The organism is Oleiphilus sp. HI0086 (genome assembly GCF_001635225.1).
Genome location: NZ_LWFZ01001240.1, coordinates 1 through 1,352, shown reverse-complemented (window position 1 = coordinate 1,352; position 1,352 = coordinate 1). Strand labels below are relative to the sequence as shown.

Annotated in this window: 2 protein-coding genes; one reads left to right on the top strand and one right to left on the bottom strand. The window is 44.6% G+C overall.

Annotated elements, in window-relative coordinates; translation table 11 throughout:
- On the top strand, nt 1-546 hold a 546-nt coding region (locus tag A3756_RS21530; protein ID WP_156490670.1), incomplete at its 5' end, for an FkbM family methyltransferase.
- Here A3756_RS21530 and A3756_RS21525 read toward each other — a convergent pair.
- Nucleotides 543-1,118, bottom strand: coding sequence for a nucleoside triphosphate pyrophosphatase (locus A3756_RS21525; protein ID WP_068506768.1), 576 nt, complete (start codon nt 1,116-1,118; stop codon nt 543-545). The genes A3756_RS21530 and A3756_RS21525 overlap by 4 nt on opposite strands.
- Between the last annotated feature and the right edge of the window lie 234 nt (nt 1,119-1,352).

Genomic DNA, 1,352 nt, shown 5'->3' with positions numbered 1-1,352 from the left:
GCTACAGTTCTAGATGTAGGTGCGAATATCGGCGGTTATGGTTTGCTACTTGCGTGGGAGCGGAAAGACCTAAAGCTTGTTGCTGTAGAGGCGCACCCAGAGCTCGCTGCTCGCTTGCAGCGGCATGTCGAATTTAATCAGCTTCAATCTCGCTGTAAGTGTTTGCAGCTTGCGGCTAGCCCGCAAAACTCATTGGTTAAACTCTATCTCGATGAGGTGAACCAAGGTTGTAATTCTTTGTCGGAAGGGGTTGAGCACCCTGAGAGAGTCAGCACTTCAATTGATGTAAAGGGTTTGACTATTAGTGAGATTTTGGCGCTTGCTGATATTGACAAACTCGAGCTGCTTAAAATGGATATTGAAGGTTTCGAGTTTCCTGTGTTGGAAAGCTTCTTAAATCACGCAGAAGAAGCTGCCTGGCCCAAATACCTGCAGCTAGAGCAGCATAAAGATGCAGCACTAAGCCCAGCGGTTTCTATGGCGCTATCGAAGGGTTATATAAAGGTGCTGCAAACCCGAATGAATGTGATTCTTGAAAAGCGCTAAAGGATAGATACGCCTTCTTTAGCGAGCATGTCGATTAGCCTAATCAAAGGTAGTCCAATCAGTATGTTTGGATCTTTGCCCTCAATAGACTCAAATAACGATATGCCCAAGCCTTCCATTTTAAAGCCTCCCGCACAATCATAGGCTTGTTCGCGTTCTATATAATTGATTAGCTGCTGCTCATTTAGCTTACGAAATTTGGTGGCGTAGCTTTCAACAGCGCTTTGATATTTGCCGGTCTTCGTATTGAGCAGGCACAAGCCTGTATAAAAGTATGCAGTTTTGCCTTGGCAGAGTGTTAGCTGCTCAAGATTGCGTTCTTTATTTAGGGGTTTTCTAAGTATTTGCTCGCCCAAGCATGCGACTTGATCAGAGCCAATGATTAGCGAATTAGGGTGGGATGCAGCCAGTGCTTGCGCTTTTCTTATGGATAAACGCTCGGCCATTTCCTTATAGTTTTCATTAGGGAGGTGAGACTCATCAATGTCAGGAGATGCACACTTGAAGTGCTGAATTATTTTTTCTAGAAGCGCCTTTCTATAGGTGCTGGAAGAGGCGAGTACGATGTCCATAGATATCCTTGTATTGCAGGAAGTTGCATTGCTAAAGCGCAGTGGCCAACAAAAAGCGCTTGTCTTTTTAAATCAATGTCAAAAATACACTTATTTCCTTTGACAATACAGGTCTTCGGCCCTAGAATTGCGCGCTTATGTCTGATCACTCGTTACCCAAGACGCTCGACCCCTTTAAATATGCAGACCAGAATAAGGATTTGCAGGGGCATATAGCGGTACATCTCATGTCTA